The sequence below is a fragment of the Terriglobia bacterium genome (assembly GCA_020072815.1).
Lineage (GTDB): Bacteria > Acidobacteriota > Terriglobia > Terriglobales > Acidobacteriaceae > Angelobacter.
Genome location: JAIQGE010000004.1, coordinates 12,699 through 29,082, shown reverse-complemented (window position 1 = coordinate 29,082; position 16,384 = coordinate 12,699). Strand labels below are relative to the sequence as shown.

The window sequence follows — 16,384 nt, the reverse complement described above, 5'->3', positions numbered from 1 at the left end:
AGCGCCGTTGCGCTGAGCGAAACTGGAAATTATAGCGTCCCAGTCGGTCTCTTCCCCGATTTGCCCTTTCACGATCTGCGGTATCGCGTTCATCTGCGGATAGATTCCGGTTTTGAGAATCTCTTCCTTTGCGACTTTCGCGTCCTCTGCGGTCCAGGGTTTCCGATCCCGGCGATCACGTTGCGATTCCGGGCGATGTCGGCGATCAGGCGCGCGTTGCGCGCCACCCCCTCCCCCTTCATCCCCGGAAAATAAGGACTTAACTCGTGTCATCCCCGGCGATGACGCTCGAAAAACGTATGGCACAGGCACTTCTGCCTGTGCTCTCTCCGCCATCCGCAATATCCGCATAACTCTATGTATTAAAATGACTTAACATATCACAAATCACCCTAGAACGCAAGCAAAATCGGGCTCTCACTATCGAAAGCCAGTCGAAAATAAGCTCTCCACAATATGTAGTTGTGCCTCACCTTAGATCATCCCCACATTTTGTGGTTTTGAAGAAGATTTGTGGATCGCAGACTTTTGAAAACCCGTGTGGCACAGGCACTCCTGCCTGTGCCCATTGTATTTGCGCGGCTGCCCGTCGTCGCTAAGAACCTGGTTTTGGTTTCCAGCTTCGGGCCAACGCGGGCTTCCAGACGGCATCTCTTTCCCATTCGCAAATGCGAAACACAATTGTCAAGGGCACTACGCTGGCTGACCCACCATGCACCAGCCCCGGCGGGGCGAACGAGCCTAGCCCAGGCGCGGAAGCCCTGGGTAATCGTGGTCGTAAGAAAGAGGAGCCCCGTAGGCGGCGACACTAACCAAATACATATTTCGGATCAAACGGCACGCCGTGTTTTTTCAACAACGATATGAATTCATCTTCAAAACTGAGCTTGCGGTGATGTGCTTCCTGGTTATCAATGTACTTGATCACGGCCGCAACATTGGAGGAACTCACGGCGAAGGCCCCGTATCCTTCCTGCCACGCAAAGCTCTTGCCTTGTTCCCCGATCCATTTTGAAGAATTGGATTTGATGAGGGTCACGGCGTTGGCCAACGTCATGGTGGGAGGCAAACGGAAGAGGAGATGGATGTGGTCTTCCATGCCGCCTACGGCAAACGTCAGCAGGTCATGGTTCTTGCAGACGGCCGCTGTGTAAGCCCACAGGCGCGGCAGAAAGTCCCTGGCCAGGAGCTTCTCGCGATTTTTCGTGCTGAACACCAGATGGATATGGTTCTGTGCGTAGCTGTGAGACATGTGTCCTCTCTTGCAGGCCGGTAATCTTACAACCTGGTGGAGGCGTGTCGCCACCTACGGGGCTCCTGCCTCTAACGGCCACCGTTACCCGGGGCTTCCGCGCCCGGGCTAGGCTCGTTCGCCCCGCTGGGGCTGGCGCATGGGGTTCGCTACCTCATCCCTTCCATACTTGCACACGCCAACACCGTACGGCCACGCGTTCCGCCCCCTAGCTCACCGTCTCCGCGCTATACCTCGCGATCAATCCCGTCCGGACGGCGTGCTGGTAGGTCGCTTTGAACACCCAGCAGGCCACCAGGATGTAAAGCACGGCCAGGCACCCGCCCCACAGCAGCGTAGAAATCGCCATCGGACCGCCGGCCACGATCGTCCGCATGCCTTCAAACACGTACGAGGGCGGCAGCGCGTAGGCGATCAAGCGCATCCAGTGGGGCAGCGTGGCCAGCGGGTAGAACACGCCGGCAAAGGGAGAGAGCAGCGCGGGAATCGGCCAGACGAACCATTCTGATGCCGGCCCCATCCGCAGCACCAGGGCGATGGCGAAGATGCCCAGCGCAATCCCGAAAAGAAACAGCACCAGCACAAACGGCGCCAGCATCACGCCGTAAACAAAGAACGACAGCCCGAACGCCGTGGTGGCCAGCACGATCATCACCACCAGGCCAACCGAACTGGTGGCGATGCTGGAGAGCACCAGTCCGCTCAGGTACTCGGAGATGAGCAGCGGCGTAGCGAAAAAGTTGAGGAAGTTGCGCGACCACACGTCCTCAAAGAACGCCATGGTGATGCCCTGCATCACGCGGATAAAGAAGTCCCACAGCAGCACGGCGCCCAGCATGGTGGCCACAAAGTTGAAGCCCGGCGCAGCCACGCTGTTGAGATAGCGGGTGATGAATCCCCACAGCACCATGTCAATGCCCACCCAGGCGAACAGCGGCACCAGGCGCGAGATGCTTCCGCGGAACAGGTAGAACTGCCGCAGGACGATGGCTGCAGTGCGCGTGAATTTCATGGCAACAGTCTGGCCTCCATGGTGGCGAGCGGCTCGCGCGCCAGGGCGATGAACAGTTCCTCCAGCGTCTGCTTGCCGTGCTCGCGCGGCAGGGTGCGGGGATCGCCTTCCAGCAGGATTTTTCCGTGCGAGAGAAACAGCACGCGGTGGCAGACTTCCTCCACTTCGTACATGTTGTGCGACGTCCACAGCACGCCGCCCTGGCCCAGGCCGGCAAATTCGCGGATCTTGGTGCGGACCTCCTGCGCCACCGAGGGATCGAGCGAGGCCGTGGGTTCATCCAGCAGCAGAAGCCGCGGCCGGTTGAGCATGGCCTTGGCCAAGCTCACACGCGTCTGCTCCCCGGAAGAGAGCACGCCGGACTTCACGTCGCGAAACTTCTCCAGATCAAACTGCCGCAGCAGCTCAGCAATGCGATGCGACAAGTCTTTAACGCCGTAGATCATGCCGAAGATGCGCAGGTTCTGCTGCACGGTCAGATTGCCGGGGACGGGAGCGTACACCGCCGCAAAGTTCGTGTACTCCAGCGCCCGCGAGCGGTGTGCCGCCAGGTCCAGGCCTTCAATCTCTATGCTGCCGGAAGTCGGCTGCAACACGCCCAGCACCATGTTGATGGTGGTCGTCTTGCCCGCGCCGTTGGGCCCCAGCAGCCCGACGATCTCATTGCGGCCCACCTGAAAAGAAATGTTGTCCACGGCAACTGTGGTCCCGTAGGTCTTGCACAGCGCTGACACCGAGAGCACACTCGATGGCGGAGACGTTTGCGGGTCTGGGGCGGGAGCTGGCATTGGTCGCGTAATGGGCGACTCAAGGATAGCGCACTCGGCCCGAGCGCACGCGTGTTTGAGAAAAGGGAACTGGTCGTATCGCATAGTTCTAATTGCTGCTTGCTGAGTGCCCTGCGCAGGCGACAGGTAGAATATGAACTCATTATGCCGTACGACAATCATTTTGACGTTCTGGTCATCGGCGCCGGACCCACGGGCATGGCGTCGGCTATTGAAGCGCAGCGCGCTGGTTTTTCGGCCGTGATGGTGGACAAAGGCTGCCTGGTGAACTCGCTGTTCAACTATCCCGCGAACATGACGTTCTTCACCACGCCCGAGCTGCTGGAGATTGGCGATCTGCCTTTCAGCAGCGCCAACCAGAAGCCCACGCGCCATGAAGCGCTGGAGTATTACCGCAACGTGGCCCAGCACTACAAGCTGCGCGTCCACCAGTACCAGCAGGTGCTGGCGGTCACCGGCTATGACGGGGCATTCAAGGTGACCGCGCGCGACCGCAACGGCCGGGAGCATGAGTATGGGGCGAAGAAGATTGTGGTCGCCACCGGGTATTACGACCGTCCCAACTACATGGGCATTCCCGGCGAGCAACTGCCCAAGGTGATGCACTACTACAAGGAGCCGCACCCGTATTACGACATGGACGTGCTGATCGTCGGCGGGAAGAACTCAGCGGCCATTGCCGCGCTGGAGCTGTGGCGGCGCGGGTCGCGCGTGACCATGGTGCATCACGGGCCGGAGATCCACAAGAACGTGAAGTACTGGATCAAACCGGACATTGAAAACCGCATCAAGGCCGGCGAGGTGGCGGCTTATTTCAATTCCAGTGTGCTGGAGATCACGGCGGACGCGGTGCGCATCAAGACGCCCGAAGGCGAGCGCGTGCTCAAGAACGATTTTGTGTTTGCCTTGACCGGATATCATCCGGACTACGAGTTTCTGGAGTCGCTGGGCATTGAACTGACGCGTCCGGAAATGCGACCGGTGTGCGATCCCCAGACCTTCGAGAGCAATGTGCCGGGGATTTATGTGGCGGGGGTGGTGGTGTCCGGGGCCAAGACCAGCGAGATTTTTATCGAGAACGGACGGTTTCACGGGAAGCAGATTGCTGAAGACCTGAAGAATCGCCGGGATCGCGCGTGATCGCCGACATCGCCGGAATCGAAAATCCCGCAAATCGAATTTCTCCGTGCCTCGGTGTCTCCGTGGTGGATGTTTCTGATTCTTCTCCGCGCCGCGCGGTAGATTTGTCTCTCCGCGCCTCCGCCGTAATTCTTTGCTTTCCGATCACGGCGATCCCGGCGATCCCGGCGATTCTTATATGTCTTCTTCCAAATACTCCATGACCGCGTGCAGATTGTTTTCTTCCAGGAACACGCCGGGGACGCGCACCCGGCCTTCCTTCTCCACGCGTTGCGCGGCGGTCTGGGCGGTGGGAAGCGCGACGCGCATTTCTTCATGCATGAACGGCACCAGCTCGTCGCCGTCCACGCGGGCCACGAATGTTCCGCCGGGGTTTTGTTCGAACATGACTTGGTAGGTCACCGGCTGGCCGTCCAGCTTCATGATGTCCAGGGTCCCTTGGGGCATATACGTCCCTCCGCTTGCGTGTTCCGGCGCGTGGTCTTCGCGCGCAGGAGTAAGGTAGCATATAGAATCAAAGTTCAATTTTGGGTTCAAGCGGTGCAAACGTCAAGGGGGAGCTTGCGGGACGTCGAGCGGATCTTTTGTCCGCAGACAGCCCAGGTTGCCGTCGCGACATCAAATTTCGGGAGAAAAGCATACACATGAAACGTTCAGCAATCTTACTTATTCTTGCTCTGTCTCTTGCCTGGCTGGCGCCGCGCGCTGCGGCCCAGATGCCTGATACCGCTGACAAAAATCCATACAACCACGGCGCGCTGGGTGGTTTTGTTGATTTCACCCGGCAGCAGGGAGCGGGCTTTAACCTGCTGGGCGCGGGCGGACGGATCGGCTTCAACGTCCACCGGCACGTGGTGCTGGAAGCGGAGATGGCGTATGACTTTGAAAAAACCAAGACCCAGACGGTGACGGCCGGCGGCGTGACCAATACCACGCGGTCCAGCCTGCGCTTGCTGCATGCGGTGTTCGGCGCCAAGGTGCAAACCACCGGCAACTTCCGCTACTTCGCCCTGGCCAAAGCCGGACTGCTGAACTTTGGCCTGGGTGGTCCAGCCACCGCCGGCGCCATCGGCAGCCAGATCGGAAATATTACTGATGGTGACACCAAGATGATTTACTACCCCGGCGGCGGCGTTGAGTGGGGACGCACGTGGCTCAGCGTGCGCGCGGAGATCGGCGACGAGATTTACTCCGCCAACGGCCTGCACCACAACATCCGCGTGACCGTGGGCCCGCAGTTCCGTTTCTGAAACGCATATCATCGATTTGGCTTCGAAAGCAGCGGGGGCCCAGCCTCAATGCTTAGTCGTGCGTGAGCGAAGCAAATTCTTCTTCAATCCAACCGCGTTGCGGCTGGGTCGCCCGCATTTTTCTCAAACATGAGCCAGTCAAAGACTGGGCCGCCCAGCTTCATGAAGTCTTAGTGTCCCCTGAGTCGCACACGCCCTCCGCGGGCTCGTTCCGGCACTCGCCCGTGCATTACACAAGGGCCGTGATAAAGCTGCCTGACGCCCCGAATCGCGGGAAGGCAGGTTGTTCGCCGCAGGCTACCTAAATTGCCTCCGCGGCATCAGACTGACATGAGAAACGCAACGCACCTGCAATTCAGACTGGCGAGTCAAACGGACTCGGGTGCCGTTGGGAGTTTCTTGAACCTACTGCGGGAGGAACGCACAAGTATGAAACGTTTAGCAATCTTAGGTGCACTTGCTCTGTTTTTTGCCTGTCTGGCGCCTGGCGCATGGGCCCAGTCCACCAGCGATTACAACCGCGGCAACCTGGGTGCTTTTCTTAACTTCACCCGCCAGGGGGGAGCCGACGTTAACATGCTCGGCGTGGGCGCTCGGGTTGGCATCAACGCGTCGCCGAACGTAGTCCTGGAAGCTGAGATGGCGTACGACTTTGAAAAGACCAAGACCCAGACCGTCACCGTGGGCACTTTGACCACCACTACGCGGTCCACTCTGAGGCTGCTTCACGGCGTGGCCGGTCTCAAGTTCCAAAGCACCGGCGACGTTCGCATCTTCGTGATGGCCAAGGCCGGACTGTTGAACTTTGGCGTGGGCGGGCCAGTCACGGCCGGCGCCATCAGCACCCAGATCGGGAACATCAATGACGGTGTCACCAAGGGAGTCCTTTATCCCGGCGGCGGGATCGAGTTTGGACACAAGCTCAGCTTCCGCGCGGAAGTTGGCGACGAAATTTACTTCGCCAGCGGCACGCACCACAATATTCGCGTAACTGCCGGTCCGCAGATCCGTTTCTAAAGCCAGCAGCATCGCCGATCACGAAAGCAGCCTGCGGGCTGCTTTTTTTCGCGACGGATTGAATAGGGCGCGGCAGAACTGTGGAAATCACGACGGGCCGCAGCCCGGCGCGAAACCGCGGCTGTGATAAATTAGAAAGAGTGTGGGCGCGTAGCTCAGTTGGTAGAGCAACGCCCTTTTAAGGCGTGGGTCGCTGGTTCGAATCCAGCCGCGCTCACCATTGTTTCTGTCGCTACGCTCCAAACCGCTCGCGGGCTTAGATGCTTGCGGACATTTTTCTGCGCTTGACGCAAGCGGCTCGGCGCGCAAGTCGGCCTCCCCGCTGAGGTCTTGCACGGCTCAAGATCGAATCCAGCCGCGCTCACCGTTTAAGGTTCCTAGTCTCCTTGAGCTGCTCATGAAAGCAATATGTTTGCTCCTGATGATTGGCGCCGCGGGCTGGGCGCAGCAGCGTACCGCCTCCCGCCCTGATTTCAAAGACTACGCGGTTGAACCGGTGTACACCGGCGTTCCGGTTGCGCCAAAACTCCGCGGAGATTGGCGAAGGTTTCGCACCGTGATTCGTGAAGGGGCGAAGTCGCCGGTGGAGTTTGCCGGTCACTGCACTGTTCCACGATGGGGCTGCGGAGCCGGATGCAGCACATTTGTAGTTGTGGACTCAATCACCGGAATGGTTTACGACGGCTTTGCGGTTGCAGACCTTCCCCTCGCGTGGATGGAAAAACACGAAGAGCTCTTGCGCATGGAGTTCCATCCCAACAGCCGGCTGATCAAGATCAATGGCTGCCCGGGCGAACAGAATTGCGGGTTTTACGACTACGTGATGGTCGAAGGAAAAGGCCTAAAGCTCGTTCGAAAAGAACTTCTCCCCAAGGAATTCCAATAAATCCTCTCACCCATGTTAACCAGGTATGCCATGGGTGGCTTCGAACTCGTCAAAAAATTCTCTGACCGGCCGGACCTCTCTTTTCGCCTGCTCCAGGCCCTGGCGGATGCCTTCCCGTGGATCAGCTTGGGCGGCGATATCGAGCAGACGCTGGTAGGCCTCGGCGTCCTGCACAATGGCTGCCGCCTTCCCCTTCACCGTAAGCACGACAGGTCGTTTGCTTTTCTTCAGTTGCTTCATAAAGTCGCTCTACTCGTACCGCAGCCCCTCAATCGGATCCAGCTGCGCCGCTTTTCTTGCCGGGTAGTAGCCGAAGAAGATTCCTACAGCAGCTGAGAACACGCCGGCAATCACCATGACTTGTGAAGACAGTTGCATTTCCCAGTGCAGCGTCGTCTTCAGCAGAAACGCCCCGGCGATGCCGGCGACCACGCCCATGACGCCGCCGATCAGGCTCATGACCACGGCTTCGCTCAGGAATTGCGCTTGAATGTCCTGCTCCGTGGCGCCGACGGCCAGGCGTATGCCGATCTCCCGCGTGCGCTGCGTGACCGAGACCAGCATGATGTTCATGATGCCGATGCCCCCCACCAGCAGCGACAATGACGCCGCGCTGCCCAGCAGCCAGGTAAAGATGTTGGCCGCGGCCAGTTGCGCGCGGATGAGTTCTTCCGGTGTGCGGATGTTGAAGTCATCGTCGTCGCCCGCACGCAGGTGATGGCGTTCCCGCATCAGAGCGATGATCTGCTTGGTGGTTTCGGGAATGGTCTCGCGCGAAGTGGCGGAGAAGTAGATGTCGTCTAGCCACTCCACTCCGGTGATTCGTTTTTGCGCCGTAGTCATCGGCATGACGACGAAATCGTCCTGGTCCTGGCCCGTGGCGGAGAACCCTTTGGGTTTAAGCACGCCGATCACTTTGAAGGGAACGCCTTTGGCGTTGACGGTCTTGCTGATGGGGTCATCTTCGCCGAACAGGTTTGTCGCCACGGTGTAACCCAGCACGCAGACCGCCGAGTTCTGGTCCATATCTTCCTGGGTGAAAGCGCTGCCGTACTGGATCTCCCACTTGCGAATGTCAAAGTAGTCGGGACTCACGCCGCGATACTGCGTGCCCCAGTTCAAGTTTCCATAGATGACCTGGAGGTGGCCGTCAACGTTCGGAGACGCGCTCTTGATGCCCGGAATCTGCTCCAGCACGGCCCGCGCATCTCCCGCAATCAACGTCTTGGTCCCCCTGCTGCCAACGCGGACTCCGCTGCGCGCGCGGCTGCCGGCTTCCACCCAGATCAGGTTGTCGCCGACGTTGTGGAGTTGCTCTTCCACGCGGCTGGACCCTGCGTTGCCCACCGCCACCACGCAAATGAACGAGCCCACGCCCATAATGATTCCCAGCATGGTCAGCAGGCTGCGGACGCGGTTGCGGACCAGCGCCTTGAACACTTCGCGGATGATGGTCTCAAAAAACATTCTGTTGTCACTCTAAGGCAAGCGCTTATTCGTAGCGCAGCGCCTCAATGGGGTCCAGTTGGGCCGCTTTCTGCGCCGGATAAAAGCCAAAGAAAATTCCCACCGCCATGGCCACGCCCACGGCTGCGGCAATGGCCGTGGGGGAAACCAGGATGGGCCATCCCACGGTGGTGGAAATGGCAAACGAGGCGCTCACGCCCAGGACAATGCCAATCGCGCCGCCAATCAAGCTGATCACCACGGCTTCGGTCAGGAATTGCCACTGGACGTCACTCTCCGTCGCGCCAATCGCCAGGCGGATGCCGATCTCCCGCGTGCGCTCGGTGACCGAAACCAGCATGATGTTCATGATCATCACTCCGCCCACCAGCAACGAGATGCCGGCGATGGAGCCGAGCAGCAGCGTCATCACGCTGCTGGTCTCCGACGCCGCTTCGGCAAACTCGGCCAGGTTGCGCACGGTAAAGTCATTGGGCTCGCCTTCGCGAATGCGGTGACGGTCACGCAGCAGCGATTCAATCTGCTGTTGCGCCGCGTAGCTGGCCCCGCGCGACTTGGCAGACACCATCACAAAGCGCAGCCAGGTCTGTCCCGTAATCTTCTTTTGCAGAGTGGTGATGGGGACAATGATGGTGTCGTCCTGGTCCTCACTCATGGCCGGCGATTGTCCCTTGGCCACCAGCACGCCCACCACCAGGAACGGCAAATTCCCGATGCGGATGGTCTTGCCCACGGGATCGGTCACGGCAAAAAGGTTCTTGCGCACCGTATCGCCAATCACCGCCACGTTGGCCGCGGTGGTGACGTCGTCCGCGGTGAAGCTGGCGCCGTTCTGGAACGGCCATGTGCGAATGTCAAAATACTCCGGCGTGGTGCCGGTAATGCGCGTGCCCCAATTGTCGTTGCCGTAGACTACCTGCGCGGTGGTTTGCGTGCCCGGCGCAGCCGACTCCACGGCGTGGCACTCCTTCACCATGGCGGTGACGTCGTCGCGCACCAGGGTTTTGGTGGCTCCCCAGCCCAGCCGCAAGCCGCCCAGGTTCCTGGAACCGGAGCTGACAAACAGCATGTTGGATCCCAGGTTGGCGATCTGCTTTTGCATGGTCTGGTCCGCGCCCTGGCCAATCCCCACCAGCGCGATCACCGCGCCCACGCCGATGATGATCCCCAGCATGGTGAGGACGGAGCGCATCTTGTTGCGCGTGAGAGCGCGGAATGCTGTGCGGATTGTGGAAAGCAAATCCATAAACTTTCTACTCTTCCACCGCCGGCATGGTCTTCAGCACGTCGGACGCCACCGCCTGGTTGGCGATGGTCTCATCCCGCCGGATCTTGCCGTCGCGAAAGACAATGCTCCGCTTGGCGAACTGCGCGATATCGTGCTCGTGCGTCACCAGGATGATGGTCAAGCCGCGCTGGTTGAGCGACTGAAAAATCTCCATGACTTCCACCGACGTCCGGCTGTCCAGGTTGCCCGTGGGCTCGTCCGCCAGCAGGATCGAAGGGCGGTTGACCAGTGCGCGGGCAATAGCCACGCGTTGTTGCTGGCCGCCGGAGAGCTGCGAAGGGTAATGGTCCATGCGCTCCGCCAGGCCGACCATCTTCAGCGCGTCCACGGCGCGTTGGTGGCGTTCCGTCTTGTCAATGCGCGCGTAGAGCGTGGGCAGTTCGGTGTTTTCCAGCGCCGTGGTGCGGGCCAGCAAGTTGAATCCCTGAAATACGAAGCCGATTTTACGGTTGCGAATGCCGGCCAGCTCGCGCTTTTCCAGCCCGGCCACGTCAATGCCTTCCAGCAGATACTTTCCGGAACTGGGCTTATCCAGGCATCCGACAATGTTCATAAAAGTGGATTTGCCGCTGCCGCTGGCGCCCATGATGGCCACAAATTCCCCTTGGCGGATCTGGAGGTTGATGCCGCGCAGAGCGTGCACCTGGGTTTCGCCCAACTGGTAGGTCTTGTGCAGGTCGGCCACGTCAATGACCACTTGTCCTGTCGCCGGTGCAGTGGGGAGAACTTGCGTAGCGCTGGGCGAGTTGGGTGCGGGTGCGCTCATGCCCACACGTTAGCGTCCACGCGGCGCGCCGGGCCCGCCCATGCGCGGAGCGCTGCCGGAGCTGCGTCCTTGGGCGACGCCGGTGACCAGCTCATCCCCGTCCTTCAACGCGCCGTTCAATTCCTGGACCAACTCGGTGAAAGTGTGGTCGGTGATGCCGGTCTTGATGCGCACCGGCGCCAGGGTCTGGTCAGGAAGCAGCTTCCACACCACCTGGGTTTCACTGCGCGCACCCTGGCCCTCGCCAATTGGGGCCGGAGGCTTCGCGACAGCCACGCTTCCCGGCCGGCCTTTGGCTGCCGGCGCGTTGTCTCCCTTGGCTGGCTGCGGTCGCGGGCCGATGCTCTCGGGAATTCCGTATTTCTGGTAGAGCGCGCGGATTTCTTCAGGCGACAAGTCCGGCTTGTAACGCAAAGCGCCGTTGGGAATCTTCGCGACATTGGCCACAGTCGCCACCGGGATGGTCACGTAAGCGGTCATGCCGGGAAACAGTTTCAGGTCAGGATTGTTGAAGTCAATGATGGTGTCATAGGTCACCACGTTCTGCACCACGGTGGAGTTCATGCGCACCTGGGAAACCACGCCGGAGAATGTGTCGCGCGGGTAGGCGTCTACTTTGAAAGAGACTTTCTGGCCGGCGCGAATCTGCCCGACGTCGGATTCATCGGTCTTGGCGTAGACCTGCATCTTGGTGAGGTCTTGTGCGATGGTGAACAGCGTGGGAGCTTGCAGTGAAGCGGCCACCGTTTGGCCTACGTCCACGTTGCGCGCCACCACGGTGCCGTCAATCGGCGCGTGGATGGTGGTGTAATCCAGGTTGGTCTGCGAAACTTGCACCGCGGCCTGCTTCTGCAGGACCTGCGCGCGCGCTTGCTGCTCTGATGCCAGGGCCGCTGCCACCTGGGCTTCCGCGCTTTCGGCGTTGGCCTTGGCCAGGTCCAGGGCCTGCGGGCTGATCACGCCTTGCTGGGCCAACCCCAATCCGCGCGCATAATCCGCTTTGGTCTGGACGGCGTTGGCCCGGGCCTTGACGGTATTGGCCACGGCCACCGCCAAATTGGCCTTGGCATTTTCCAAGTCGGCTTTGGCTTGCGCGATGGCCCCTTCAAACAGCGCCGGATCAATCTGCGCCACCAGTTGGCCCTTCTTCACGTGCGAGTTGAAGTCCGCATACAGCTTGGCGATGGTCCCGGAAACCTGCGACCCCACCTGCACGGTGATCACCGCATTGATGGTGCCGGTGGCCTCCACCACTTGCTTGATGTCGCCCTGTTCGACGCGCGCGGTGTAGTACTGCACCGGCGCCTTGCCGCGCAGCATGAAAGCGGCAACTGTGGCCACGCCCGCCAGCAGCAGGACGGCAATCAGAATTCTGCTCTTTGTGAGCTTCACTGGTTCGTTGTTTCCCTGAGAGAGATGGGTCTTAACCCACCATCATAACTAATCCCACGGCGGATTGGGACTGCGGCTCAGAGACAACTCGATAAGTTGCGGATGCGCGCTAATACAGGTCGCACGCTGCCGGCGGGGCGAATAGGCGCGATTGCAGCGCCTTTTCCAAGGCGGCGGAGCAAGCCAACTCTTGTTTCTTGCGGGCCACGAACCTGGGGTTGGCGGAGACCTGGGCAATCGCCCGCGGCAAGGTGTCTTTCCCCGTCCGCTTGCTGGCGGCTTCGGAGATGGCGCGGGTGTAGTCGTTGAAATTCTGGCTGTGCTTGAGCTGATATCGCTGCAGGAAGATGAAGGCATCGGCGTCGTCTTCGGACTGGGCAGCGTCATGGCAGGCTGCCATCTTCACTTTCACGTCAGCCTGCTGGGCCTGCAACGTTTCAACCGACGAAGGGAACTCCCAGCTTCCCGCATTGATGGCCTTCAGCGCCGCCAGCGACGCCTTAGAGAACGGTTCAGACAACTTCACTTGCTGGGCAACGGCCAGGGCCACAGACGCAAGGGCAATCACAACGAGCAAACTTCTCAGGGTTTTCTTCACGTCTTCCAGTCTATCGCGGCGCAGGATGTTTACAGGAACAAAGAAGTGCTTGTCCCTTAGATACCTCATACAAGGATGGCTTGCTCTATTTTGGGGTTGCCTGATTACCCGCACTGCTTATGCGCGCCGGGTTCGCTCACAGCCGGGCCTACTCACAGCGTAGCGAAATCATCGGGTCGGTGCGCGCTGCGCGGCGTGCAGGAAAGAAAATAGCCAGCAGGGTGACGAAAGCCAGCAGTCCGGTGATGGCGGCAAACGTCAGCGGGTCGGCCACGCCGATGCCGAACAGCAAGCTCCGCATGAAGCGGGCAGCCGCTAGCGCCAGCAAGGCTCCGGCGCCCACGCCGATCAAGGTCATCAACATGCCGCGCTGCAAGACCAGGTTGAGAATGCTTCGCGGCGTTGCCCCCAGCGCCATGCGGATCCCAATCTCACGCGTTCCCTGGTTTACCAGGTAAGAGATCACGCTGTAGGTGCCGACGCTGGCCAGTCCCAGGGCAAACAGCGCGAACATGGAGAGCAGCGTCATGGAGAAGCGGCGCTCCGCCAGCGACGCCGCCACGCGCTGCTGCATGGTGAGCACGTTGTAGAGCGGCAAGTCGGAGTCGAGCTCATGGATTTCACTTCGCACGGCGGAGGTCAGCGCCGCCGGGGCTGAGCCGCTGCGCAGTACCACATTCATCGCCCGCACCGGATACTGCGTCTGCGGGACGTAATAGGCGATGCGCGAGTCGGCGTCCAGCGTGTACTGCTTGATGCGGCCCACAATGCCCACCACGATGATCCAGTTCGCTTTGTCATTCAGGCCGCCGAAGTGGAAGCGCTTGCCCAGCGCGTCCTGTCCCGGCCACATCTGCTGCGCCATGTATTCGTCCACCACCGCCACGCGCGGCGAATCCGGCGTGTCCTGGTCGTTGAGCAGGCGGCCTTTGAGCAGCGGAATCTGCATGGCCTCAAAATAATGTCCGGCGGCAATGCGAATATCGGCGTTGATAAAGTTCTCACCCGGCGCGGGAGCGCGGCCTTCCACAGTGATGGGTCCCCAGGCAAACATCTGGCTGAGCGGCAGGTGAGATACAGCGCCGGCAGAGCTGACGCCGGGCAGCCGTTCCAGCCGCTCCCAGAGTTGATGATAGGTTTGCAGCACGGCTTGCTTGTCGCCGTAGCGGCGTCCGCTCATGGTGAGCTCGAGAGTGAGCACGCCGTTCGAGTTGAATCCCGGTGAAACGTTTTGCAGGCGCGCGAAGCTGCGAATCAACAGTCCGGCGGCCACCAGCACGACTACGGAAAGCGCCAGTTCGGCGATCACCAGCAGCCGGCGCAGGTTGTTGCCGCGTCCCCAGACGGCGCTGGCGCCTGAAGAGCCGCGCGAGGCGTCCTGCAAATTGGATTGGACGTCGCGACGGCAGACGCGCAACGCCGGCGCCAGGCCAAAAATGATTCCCGCCAAGATGGACAGGCCCAGCGTGAACAGCAGAACTTCGCCGTTAATGGCGATCTCATGCAGCCGGGGAATGCGTTTCGCGCCGAGCACGCGCACCAGTTGCAGGCTGAGGGCGGAGAACAGCACGCCCAGCACGCCGCCTAGCAGCGCGAGCGCCACGCTCTCCGTAAGCAGTTGGCGCAAGAGCCGTTTGCGGCTGGCGCCCAGCGCAGCGCGGATGGCAATTTCCTTTTGCCGGGCGAGCGCGCGCGAAAGCAGAAGGTTGGCCACGTTGACGCACGCGATCAGCAGCACCAGGCCCACCGCGCCGGACATCAGGCGCAGCGGCATGCGGACGTCGCCCACCACTTGCTCGAGCAGCGGCACCACGCCAAAGGTCAACCCGCCGTTGGGCGGATAGAGGTCGGGGAAGTCATGGCGCAGGCGCGCGGTCAGCGTGTCCATTTCCGCTTGCGCCTGGCGCGCGGTGACTCCGGGCCTCAACTTGGCGACGATGTTGTAATCTTCGTGCCCGCGATTGGACGCCGCGTCGGCGGCCATCGGCAAAGGCAGAAGGACTTCGGCATCTTCCGCGCCGTCCAGCGTGGGCATGACTTCGCGCGGCAGAGAAAAAGATCCCGGCAGCACGCCCACAATCTGGTAGGTCTTGCCGTTCATGGTGAGCGACTTGCCAATCACCCGCGGGTCCGCGCCGTAACGCCGCAGCCACGTGCCGTGGCCCAGAATCGCCACGCCCGCGCCGCCGGGGACGTCATCCTGCGCATTGAACAGCCGGCCGTGCTCAGCGTGCGCGCCCAGCATCGGCAACAAGTTGGATGACACCAGGATGGCGCCGACTCGCTCCGGTTCGCCGTTACCGGTGAGGTTCTGCACGCCGCCGATGGCGATGGCCACGTCCTCAAAGCTCTTGCTCGTATTCTTGACGTCAAAATATTGCGCGGTGGAGAACCAGTCCTGCGTAATGTTCAGGCCGGGCGAGCGGTTCCAGAGGATCGTCAGGCGGCCGGCATCTTTGTAGGGCAGGGGATTCAGGAAGAGCGCGCTGGTCACGCTGAAGATAGTGGTGTTGGCGCCAATGCCGATCATCAAGGACAACACCGCTGCAAGGGCGAACCCCGGGTTCTTGGCGAGGCCGCGGAAAGCGTAGGTGAGGTCTTTGAGCAACGTGTTCATCAACAATTTCCGTACGGCCGGGTGCTGGGACAATCTTGCAAACGGCCCAGGCTAACATAGGACGGCCAAGCCGCCTATTTGTCAACGGTGGAGCGTCCGTGCCTGCCGGCGCCGGAAGAGAATTTCTCCGCGCCGGTGTGCGCCTCGCCGGAGTTCAGCGTTTCTAGTCCGCGCTTGAGTTCGTTGCGGCGGGCCTCGTCCCAGGAAAGCGACCATTGTTCGATCGCGGACAGGCGATCGCCGCGTAGCCCTTGCTGGGGGAATTCCGCCAGCGTGCGGGCCAGTTCCACCGCCGCTTCCAGCGACTTACCTTTTTCCACCACGCGATTGACTAGCCCCATCTGCAAAGCTTCGTCAGCAGGCACTGCGCGGCCGGTGAGAATCAGGTCCAACGCCCGGCTGTGGCCGATCATGCGCGGCAGCCGCACTGTGCCCAGATCAATCAGGGGTACGCCAAAGCGGCGGTTGAAGACGCCCAGCACGGCATCGCGTGCGGCGATGCGCAGATCGCACCACACGGCAAGTTCCAGTCCGCCGGCTACGGCGTGGCCTTCGATGGCGGCGATCACCGGCTTGCTCATCTGCAGCCACGTCGGACCCATGGGGCCCGTGCCCGCAGGGTCCACCGGAGGACGGCGGCCCTCGGCGATTTCGCGCAGATCGGCTCCCGCGCAGAATGTCCCGCCTGCGCCGGTGAGAATGGCGACGTGCACGTTGGCATCGTGGTCAAAAGCCTGGAAGGCGTCGGCGAGTTTGCTCGCGGTGGCGGAGTCAACCGCGTTGCGCGCCTGCGGACGGTTGATGGTGACGATCAGGACGTCGCCGTCGCGTTTGAGCTCTACAGAAGCCGATTCTTGTTGCATAGCTTCCTTTTTCCGCAAATGAGGTCGTCCACGCAAACCGTGACTCCG

General features: G+C 60.8%; 16 protein-coding genes and 1 tRNA gene. 5 read left to right on the top strand and 12 right to left on the bottom strand.

Annotated features, from left to right (window positions below):
- Positions 1 to 808 precede the first annotated feature (808 nt).
- The 3 genes from tnpA to LAO20_06445 form a co-directional block, all read right to left on the bottom strand.
- Positions 809 to 1,252, bottom strand: coding sequence for an IS200/IS605 family transposase (gene tnpA, locus LAO20_06455; protein ID MBZ5531053.1), 444 nt, complete (start codon positions 1,250 to 1,252; stop codon positions 809 to 811).
- A 208-nt stretch (positions 1,253 to 1,460) separates the two neighbouring features.
- Entirely contained in the window at positions 1,461 to 2,264 is an 804-nt protein-coding gene (locus LAO20_06450) for an ABC transporter permease (protein ID MBZ5531052.1), read from the bottom strand.
- The gene (locus tag LAO20_06445; GenBank protein MBZ5531051.1) at positions 2,261 to 3,052 is read right to left on the bottom strand and encodes an ABC transporter ATP-binding protein; all 792 of its coding nucleotides are present in this window, start codon (positions 3,050 to 3,052) and stop codon (positions 2,261 to 2,263) included. Before LAO20_06445 ends, LAO20_06450 begins: the two co-directional genes overlap by 4 nt.
- Before the next feature lie 144 nt (positions 3,053 to 3,196).
- On the opposite strand from LAO20_06445, the gene LAO20_06440 reads away from it, so the two are divergent.
- A complete protein-coding gene (locus tag LAO20_06440; protein MBZ5531050.1) occupies positions 3,197 to 4,192 on the top strand; it encodes a YpdA family putative bacillithiol disulfide reductase in 996 nt (331 codons plus the stop codon).
- A gap of 174 nt (positions 4,193 to 4,366) precedes the next feature.
- Here LAO20_06440 and LAO20_06435 read toward each other — a convergent pair whose 3' ends face one another.
- Positions 4,367 to 4,639, bottom strand: coding sequence for a hypothetical protein (locus tag LAO20_06435; GenBank protein ID MBZ5531049.1), 273 nt, complete (start codon positions 4,637 to 4,639; stop codon positions 4,367 to 4,369).
- A gap of 197 nt (positions 4,640 to 4,836) precedes the next feature.
- On the opposite strand from LAO20_06435, the gene LAO20_06430 reads away from it, so the two are divergent.
- From LAO20_06430 to LAO20_06415, 4 genes are all read left to right on the top strand, one after another.
- Positions 4,837 to 5,442 (top strand): hypothetical protein, encoded by a 606-nt coding sequence (locus LAO20_06430; protein MBZ5531048.1) that lies wholly within the window; start codon positions 4,837 to 4,839, stop codon positions 5,440 to 5,442.
- 429 nt (positions 5,443 to 5,871) lie between these two features.
- Positions 5,872 to 6,459, top strand: a complete 588-nt coding sequence (locus LAO20_06425) for an outer membrane beta-barrel protein (protein ID MBZ5531047.1) — start codon at positions 5,872 to 5,874, stop codon at positions 6,457 to 6,459.
- A 144-nt stretch (positions 6,460 to 6,603) separates the two neighbouring features.
- A tRNA-Lys gene (locus tag LAO20_06420) sits at positions 6,604 to 6,679 on the top strand.
- 177 nt (positions 6,680 to 6,856) lie between these two features.
- The gene (locus tag LAO20_06415) at positions 6,857 to 7,345 is read left to right on the top strand and encodes a hypothetical protein (GenBank protein MBZ5531046.1); all 489 of its coding nucleotides are present in this window, start codon (positions 6,857 to 6,859) and stop codon (positions 7,343 to 7,345) included.
- Positions 7,346 to 7,360: 15 nt separating this feature from the next.
- On the opposite strand, the gene LAO20_06410 is transcribed toward LAO20_06415, so the two are convergent.
- The 8 genes from LAO20_06410 to LAO20_06375 form a co-directional block, all read right to left on the bottom strand.
- The gene (locus LAO20_06410; protein MBZ5531045.1) at positions 7,361 to 7,585 is read right to left on the bottom strand and encodes a type II toxin-antitoxin system Phd/YefM family antitoxin; all 225 of its coding nucleotides are present in this window, start codon (positions 7,583 to 7,585) and stop codon (positions 7,361 to 7,363) included.
- Positions 7,586 to 7,594: 9 nt separating this feature from the next.
- Positions 7,595 to 8,812, bottom strand: coding sequence for an ABC transporter permease (locus LAO20_06405; protein MBZ5531044.1), 1,218 nt, complete (start codon positions 8,810 to 8,812; stop codon positions 7,595 to 7,597).
- A gap of 25 nt (positions 8,813 to 8,837) precedes the next feature.
- On the bottom strand, positions 8,838 to 10,058 hold the full coding sequence (locus LAO20_06400) for an ABC transporter permease (protein MBZ5531043.1): 1,221 nt from the start codon (positions 10,056 to 10,058) through the stop codon (positions 8,838 to 8,840).
- A 7-nt stretch (positions 10,059 to 10,065) separates the two neighbouring features.
- Entirely contained in the window at positions 10,066 to 10,866 is an 801-nt protein-coding gene (locus LAO20_06395) for an ABC transporter ATP-binding protein (GenBank protein ID MBZ5531042.1), read from the bottom strand.
- Positions 10,867 to 10,875: 9 nt separating this feature from the next.
- Complete coding sequence (locus tag LAO20_06390) at positions 10,876 to 12,258, bottom strand: efflux RND transporter periplasmic adaptor subunit (GenBank protein ID MBZ5531041.1); 1,383 nt, start codon at positions 12,256 to 12,258, stop codon at positions 10,876 to 10,878.
- Positions 12,259 to 12,367: 109 nt separating this feature from the next.
- Positions 12,368 to 12,925 carry a hypothetical protein gene (locus tag LAO20_06385; GenBank protein MBZ5531040.1) on the bottom strand — a complete coding sequence of 186 codons (558 nt, stop codon included), beginning with the start codon at positions 12,923 to 12,925 and terminating at the stop codon, positions 12,368 to 12,370.
- Between the two features lie 79 nt (positions 12,926 to 13,004).
- Positions 13,005 to 15,473 (bottom strand): ABC transporter permease, encoded by a 2,469-nt coding sequence (locus LAO20_06380; GenBank protein MBZ5531039.1) that lies wholly within the window; start codon positions 15,471 to 15,473, stop codon positions 13,005 to 13,007.
- A gap of 74 nt (positions 15,474 to 15,547) precedes the next feature.
- Positions 15,548 to 16,336 (bottom strand): crotonase/enoyl-CoA hydratase family protein, encoded by a 789-nt coding sequence (locus LAO20_06375; GenBank protein ID MBZ5531038.1) that lies wholly within the window; start codon positions 16,334 to 16,336, stop codon positions 15,548 to 15,550.
- Between the last annotated feature and the right edge of the window lie 48 nt (positions 16,337 to 16,384).